This window comes from Brachybacterium sp. AOP29-B2-41 (genome assembly GCF_052378395.1).
Classification (GTDB): Bacteria; Actinomycetota; Actinomycetes; order Actinomycetales; family Dermabacteraceae; genus Brachybacterium.
In genome coordinates this window covers 1-6,995 of sequence record NZ_JBQSXR010000040.1, presented here as the reverse complement: position 1 = coordinate 6,995, position 6,995 = coordinate 1, and the positions used below count along the sequence as shown (strand labels likewise).

The following is a 6,995-nucleotide window of genomic DNA, read 5'->3' as shown; positions in this document are numbered from 1 at the left end:
GGTCTGACGTCAGGGGCGACGAAGGGGTGAAGCGGGTGTCCCGGTGACGCTGCGACGAGGTTGCACGGGCATGCCCGGAGTCCTCACTCGTGCGCGGTGGACTCCGCGTCTCCGTTGCGGGTATACGTCGTCCCCCGCTGTCCTGGTCCACCGTTCATCGTCACCAGCCCGGCTGCTTCGAGCGTCTTCACGGCGTAGCGGACCTGGCGATCCGTCAAAGCTGTCCGCTCCTTGATCTGAGCGAGAGAGGTCTCGCCATCGATCGCGCCGAGCACCGACGGGCCGTTCTTCCCCAAGGAGCGGTCGTTGCTCCTGTGGACCTTGCGGGATCCAGCCGGGGTGTGCGGTACGGCGATTCCTCCAGCCCTCGGGGAGAGAGATACAGGCATCTCCTCGGTGAGGTCCACCGAGATGAGTCCCCAACGGACGAGTCTCGCCAGCTGCTCGTGCGCTTCTCCTCTGCTCATCGGGGAGAATTCCTCGCTCAGTCCATCGATGCTCCATGCTCGGCCGTCGCGAGCCCGAAGCAGCACTTGCTTCTGCAGGTGGGTGAGGGCACGTCCGTCCGCGTGCTCGATCAGCCACCGCTCGTCGGCGGGGTCGACAACGGCGCCGCGCCACAAGATCGTCGTGAAGGTGACGCCCGAGTCCACCAATCTCGGTCTGCGCAGATCGGCATCGACTGTGGATCGGAGGATCTCCGTGACACCGCCGCCTTCGCCTTCGATGATGTTCGAGCCGTCTTCGGTGCGCATGTACTGGGCCAGGGCGTAAAGACGTTGGTTGACGGCGGCGCGGGCATGCGAGCTGCCCATGATCTGGCGCAGCGTCACTCCGCGGAGGCCACCGGGGCTTGCGATCGTCAACGCGTTCTCGCTCAACCTGACGTCCACGGAACGTCCCATACCGAGCGTGTCCGGGCCCAGATCGCGGTGCACCAGCGCGTTGGCCACGGCTTCTCGCACTGCCCGGAGGGGCAGCTCGAGGACTGACCGGAGATTGCCGTCTGCGCCGTATACCTGGCGAGTGGTGAGGTTCGCCGTCACCCACTCCAACGTCGAAGCGAGCAGGTCCGACACGGGGCCGTCGAACACGCGCAGGTTCTGTGTCCGGACGCCACTGCCATCACGGGGCAGCTGGACGGCTGCGGTGACGCGCAGTGCGGGCATCACGCCCTGGGGAAAGTTTCCGAGTGCATACAGGCCGGCGACAGACGGAGTCCCGTCCGTGGTCGTGGCACCCAGCTGACGGAGGATCACGTCGTCGTCCAGCTGGCGCAATCGGGCTGATGACCGCCGCGCTCGTCCGATGAGCTCCTCGACGAGGTCGTCGTCGAGGTCCGCACGTGACGCGCCGGGCACGTCGGCGGCGTCGTACTCGAGCCGTTCTCGCTCGTGGAAGCCCGCGACATCGATCATGCGGAGGTCTGCTGGGCCCATCACGTAATCACCGTCTCCCTGTCGCAGATACGCCTCGCCACGGAATCGTGCGGGCTTTGCAGAGGGGGGCAGGGCGGCGACCCGACAGGTGATGACCCACAGCCCATCGTGGTCGATCGACGCAGTCTCTATATAAGGGGCTGGAACCACGGATTGGCGAGCGATCGATGCGAGACCGGCTTCCATGGCGGCGGGGTTGTCCACGCCCGTGGTGGAGAAGCCGTCGGCCTCGCTCACCCCCAGGATGATGAGGCCCCCGTCAGGCATGTTCGCGAAAGCGCAGAGTGTCGAGCCGATGTCGGCGGGCATCCCGTGAGCGGCCCGTTTGACCTCGACCCCAGTGGAGTCGCCGCGGTGCGCCCGGAGGTCGGCGAGGAGTGAATCGAGGTCGGCCCGGGTGATCGACATACCGCAAATGTACAAAGTGACACTCAAACTTGCAATAGTGGAGTGGAAGTTTGTCGGGATGCACGTCGAGGAGTCGGCGCATGCGCCGATGCGGAGGGGATGGAGGTCGAGAGGGCGTGAGTGGTGGACCCCGGGGTATTCACTGTGCGGATCTGCAGGCACTGCTGCATCGCGTCGCCCCGCGGAGGTGCGAGGCTTTCTCGAGCGCGAATGCTCCCCGCGCGTGAGATCTCACGTGCGGGGAGCATCGTCCCTCCGTCGCGATCCGGCGACAGGGGCGTCTCAGCGGACGGAGCGGATCAGCAGGATCAGGATCGCGCCGATCAGTGACAGCACGGCCGCCGCGGGGAAGATCGCCTGATATCCGGCGGCGGAGATCGCCACCGCGGCGAGCACCGGACCGAGGACCTGCCCGCCGGTGTTGGCGAGGTTGAGGATTCCGAGATCCTTCGCGGCGGTGCGGGGATCGGGCAACACCTCGACGTTCAGAGCCTGGTCCACTGCGTTGAAGGCGCCCATGCCGATCCCGGCGATCAGCCCGTAGGCGAGCATCGTCCACGCTTCGGCGGCGAAGAAAGGGATCATCGCGCCTATCGAGACGAGGATCGCCGCGATCACCACCGGCAGGCGTCGGCGCTGCAGCCGGTCCGAGATCGGTCCGGCCGCAGCGGACATCACCAGCGCCGTGATCATCAGGAACAGGGAGATGAGCGAGACGTAGCGGGAGGTGTCGTCACCGCCCAGCAGCATGTAGTCCGTGAGGATGTACAGCTGGTATCCGGAGATCGCGAAGGTCGCGGCGACGATCAGGAACTTGCCGAACAGGGCGAGGTAGTAGTCGCGCGCCCCGTGCCGCGGGAACGAGAAGTTGTCCAGCAGCATCTGCTTGTCGAAGCGCTGCTGGGGCATTCCGAGGCTGGACCCCTCTCGCATCAGCACGGCGGCGACCGGGCCTGACAACAGTGTGACCGCGGCGAGCACGGCGAAGCCGGTGGTGACCGACCCCAGGAACTGGGCTCCGAGGATCTGGCCGCCGTACAGGCCCGCCGAGTAGCCGAGTGCATAGATCGAGGAGATCGTCCCTCTGTGCTTCGGGGCGACGCGGTCGGAGATCACCGCGATCAGGGGTGCGACGATCGCATTGAGGGCGAGCTGGTAGATGCACCAGGTGACGACGAGCAGCCCCACCGTGTTCACGGAGCTGACCACGATCAGCATCGCCGCGGAGGCGACGGAGCCGCCAACGATCCACGGTGCACGGCGTCCCCACCGGGACCGGGTGAGATCTGATAGCGCCCCGATGACGATGTTCGCGAGGGTCGCGACGATCATCGCGCTCGTGGCGAGGACCGCGACCACCGTCTCCTTGGCGGCGGGCGCGATCTCGGCGACGCGCGCCGGGAGCAGGACGGCGTTCACCCCGAGGTACGGTCCCAGCCAGAGCACGACACCGAGCGCGAGGGCGATCCCGACGCGCAGCGGGCGGCGGGGCTGCCCAGCGTCCTCCACCGTGCCGGCCCATGCCGATTCTCTCTCGGGCGCGATCGCGCCCGGACCGACCGCGCTCACAGTGCGAGCTCGATGCTGCGAGCGGCCGGGTCGCCCCAGTGCGCGCCGGCCTCGATCGTGAGCGGCCCCGCGGGGACGACCACGGTGCGGGTGGCCGCATCCCACCGGCCCACGGCCGTGAGGTCGAGCGTGATCTCGGCGCGCGCGGAGTCCCCGGCCTGCACCTCGACCACCGTGAACCCGAGCAGCTCCCGCTCGCCCGCACGGTCGCCGTCACCGCGGGTGCCATACACCTGCACCACGTGGTGACCGGGTCGGTCACCACGGTTCCGCACGGTGACCGCCGCCCGTGCCTCCGTCCCGCTGGGCAGCACCTCCACGCTCCCCAGCTCGTCGATCTCCCACTCGGTGTAGGAGAGGCCGTGGCCGAGCGGGAAAAGCGCCTCGACCCCGTCCCGCTGGAGGAGCCGCTGGCCGTACCAGCGGTCGTACGTGATCTCGGTGGCGTCGATGTCCAGCGGGGGGAGATGCTCGGCCGATGCCGGGATCGGGTAGGGCAACCGGCCCGAGGGATTCTGCGCTCCGAGCAGCACGTCCGCGAGCCCGTTGCCACCCTCCATCCCGGCATACCAGCTCAGCGCCACGGCGGGCACCTCGTCGATCCACTCCTCCATGAGCACGGCGCCCGCGCTGACCACGGCGACGACGGTGCGCGGGTTCGCCGCGGCGACCGCGCGGATCATCGCGACGTCCTCTTCCAGGAGGTGCAGGTCGCGGCGATCCCCGCCCGCGGTCTCCCCGCCGACCATGCTCTGGCCGCCGCTCAGCGCCGTCTTCACCGCGTCGCGGCTCGCACGCTGCGACTCGTCGGCGGGCTCCGGGTACAGGCGTGCCAGGTCGTCCTGGAAGACGACGGAGCCGTCGAGGAACTCGCCCTCGTCGGCGGCCGTGTATCCCACGACGACCACCGCAGTGTCGGCGCTCTGCGCCACGCGTGCGGCGGCGTCCGGGCCCAGCGCGGGATCGGTGGTGAAGACCTCGCTGTGGGGCAGGGCAGTGCGCAGCCCCTCGAGCGCGGTGACCACGTACGGGGCGCGCACGTCGGAGGATCCGTGGTCGCCGGTGTTCGCGACATCGGCCAGGCGGCCGACGACGGCGAGAGTGCCCAGAGATGTCGGATCCAGCGGCAGCGTGGGAGCGGCGGCGGCTGGCGGGGCGTCGTTCTTGAGCAGCACCATCGAGCGGGCGGCAGCTTCGCGGGCCAGCGCGACGTGCTCGGCGCTCACCACCGTGTTCCGCGGTTCCTCGTGCTCCCGGCTCACATGATGACGCAGCTGCATCCCGAGGATGCGCAGGCCCGCGCGCTCCACGTGGCTCCAGTCGGCCCGGCCCTCGGTGAGGGCGTCGCGCAGGTGGGCCCCGTGCTGCTGGCGGAAGGGCGCTTCGACGTCCAGCCCGGCGACGAGCGCCGCGGCACTGTCACGGAAGCCCCAGATGAAGTCGGTGATGACGGCGCCATCGAAGCCCCAGTCCTCACGCAGGACGGTGGTGAGCGTGTAGTCGTTCTGGCCTCCCCACTCACCGTTGATCGAGTTATAGCAGCTCATGACCGAGGCGACCCCTGACTCTGCGACCTGCTTGAAGTGGGGGAGGTACACCTCGTGCATCGTCGGCTCGTCCACGCGGACGTCGACGCTGAAGCGGGCGTTCTCCATCGAGTTCAGCGCGAAGTGCTTCATGCACGCCATCGCGTGGCGTTGGATGCCGCGGGTGAGCGCCGAGCCCAGCTCCCCGAGTACGATTGGCTGGTCGGAGTACGTCTCCTGCGAGCGCCCCCACGCCGGATGGCGAGGCAGGTTGATGCAGACTCCGCCGAAGTAGTTCCCGCCCTGCTCGCGCAGCTCCTCACCGATCGCCACACCGATCCGCTCCTCGAGGTCCACGTCCCAGGTAGCGCCGCGCGCCATCGACACCGGGAACGCCGTGGAGCGCCCCACGACGCTGCCGCGCGGACCGTCCACGAAGCGGATGCCGGGGATGCCCAGGCGCTCCACCGCGCCCATCCGGTAAGGGACGAGGTTGTACCCGTCCAGGGCGAAGGACCGCATCCCGTCCCAGAATTCCAGGTCACCGCTGAGCAGCCAGAGCCGCTCGTCCTCCGTGAGCTGTTCGTAGAGGTCCTTCGCCGCCGAGCGGCTGTCCGTGCCGGCGCGGACCTCCTCCACGGCATCGTCGAAGGTCAGGCTCCTCGTGATCGCGGATGCTCCGTTGCTCGTCACCACACACTCCTCGTCTCTGAGTCGAACCCACTACTAAGTACTTAGTAAGCAGTAGGTAGTGGACAATGTAGGGGCGGCGCGACGGATGCGCAAGGGGTCACCGGTGTCCTGGGGCGGTGGCGCCGCCGCTCGCTGTACCGTGGGCCGTCGGACGAAACGAGGACGAATGACTCCTGCACCTCGAGAGGTGCGCACCCGAGTGCGCATGAGCGCGGAGGGGCGGCGCTCACAGATCCTCGACGCCGCGACCCTTCAGATCGCTGACCGGGGCTTCTGGGGGCTCACGCTGCGCGAGGTCGCGGCGGCGTGCGGCATCACCGAGGCGGGCGTCCTCCATCACGTCGGCTCGAAGGATGGCCTCCTCGTGGCGGTCCTCGAGCATCGAGATCTGGTCGACAACCTGCGACTGGCCGAGCGGCTGGGCATCCCGGTCGAGTCGCTCGACGACGACCCGGTGCCGGTGGGGCTGCGAGCGCTGTGCTCCGCCTTCATGGCGCGCAACGCCACGCAGCCGGAGATCGTGCGCCTGTACACCGTGCTCCAGGCCGAGTCGCTGAACGAGGGCCATCCGGCGTACGACTACTTCCAGAGCCGTGAGAAGTGGGCGACGGAGCTGTTCTCCCGCGCGGCGCACACGGACGGTGTCGCCGAGGGGGACGTGGCGGCGACGGCGCGAGAGATCCTGGCGGGCATGGACGGCCTGCAGCTTCGCTGGCTGCGCGACCCGGAGGGGGTTGATCTGCTGGAGATGTGGGAGGACCTCGCCTCCAGGATCCTGGCCGGCCGCTGAGTGGATCTCGGCGGGGTCCATTGGTGCAGCACCCGGCGACCCACGGCTCTTCCGCGAGGCTCACTCCTGAGAGTTCGGGGCGCTCAATGACGAGGCCCTGCCGGAGGGTCGGACTCCGCAGAGCGGCGGCAGGGAGTCTGACTGGATTCGTGACCCACGTCTTCCCGTGCACCGTCGCGCGGTGCCGCAGATCGCATGGTGTTCAGTCATGTGCCGGTCCTGCGTTTGCGTAATCGGTGCACGGCTGGCGGAACTGCATCAAAGGAAATCATGATGACTGAGCCCCCTCATATGTCCCACGTCGCAATGATCGAATTATGACGCCATTGTGACGCGAGTAATAAGGGGTTGTGCCTGAGGGGGTCACGAGGCCCGTCGGAGCCCTCTTTTGTGCTGAGAAGTGCCTCGCCGCCCTCGGTCGGCACTTGGCGCCACGTGACGCAGATCGCGTTCTTGGGGCGTTGATTCCGCGTCATGGAACAGCTTCTTGCGCGTGGGGATGAATGAACGACACGCGAAACGCGGCGCGGTCGTCGCTGAATTCATCTCTGTCGCGCTGGAGCACATCCG

Annotated in this window: 4 protein-coding genes; 1 reads left to right on the top strand and 3 read right to left on the bottom strand. The window is 68.2% G+C overall.

All coding sequences use genetic code 11. The annotated features are described in order from the left end of the window. Positions 1-83: 83 nt before the first annotated feature. From ACT3T9_RS18725 to ACT3T9_RS18715, 3 genes are all read right to left on the bottom strand, one after another. Positions 84-1,847, bottom strand: coding sequence for an ATP-binding protein (locus ACT3T9_RS18725; RefSeq protein WP_444607295.1), 1,764 nt, complete (start codon positions 1,845-1,847; stop codon positions 84-86). 282 nt (positions 1,848-2,129) lie between these two features. Continuing rightward, positions 2,130-3,416, bottom strand: coding sequence for an MFS transporter (locus ACT3T9_RS18720; RefSeq protein ID WP_444607294.1), 1,287 nt, complete (start codon positions 3,414-3,416; stop codon positions 2,130-2,132). Continuing rightward, positions 3,413-5,635: a beta-glucosidase gene (locus ACT3T9_RS18715; protein ID WP_444607293.1), complete on the bottom strand. Its 2,223-nt coding sequence runs from the start codon at positions 5,633-5,635 to the stop codon at positions 3,413-3,415. The genes ACT3T9_RS18720 and ACT3T9_RS18715 overlap by 4 nt, the downstream gene beginning before the upstream one ends. 166 nt (positions 5,636-5,801) lie before the next feature. On the opposite strand from ACT3T9_RS18715, the gene ACT3T9_RS18710 reads away from it, so the two are divergent. Next, positions 5,802-6,425, top strand: coding sequence for a TetR/AcrR family transcriptional regulator (locus ACT3T9_RS18710; RefSeq protein WP_444607292.1), 624 nt, complete (start codon positions 5,802-5,804; stop codon positions 6,423-6,425). Positions 6,426-6,995 lie beyond the last annotated feature (570 nt).

What these genes read in the sequence shown, in the direction of transcription:
- ACT3T9_RS18725 (WP_444607295.1), bottom strand. Translation starts at nt 1,847, where the DNA reads ATGTCGATCACCCGGGCCGACCTCGATTCACTCCTCGCCGACCTCCGG.
- ACT3T9_RS18710 (WP_444607292.1), top strand. Translation starts at nt 5,802, where the DNA reads ATGACTCCTGCACCTCGAGAGGTGCGCACCCGAGTGCGCATGAGCGCG.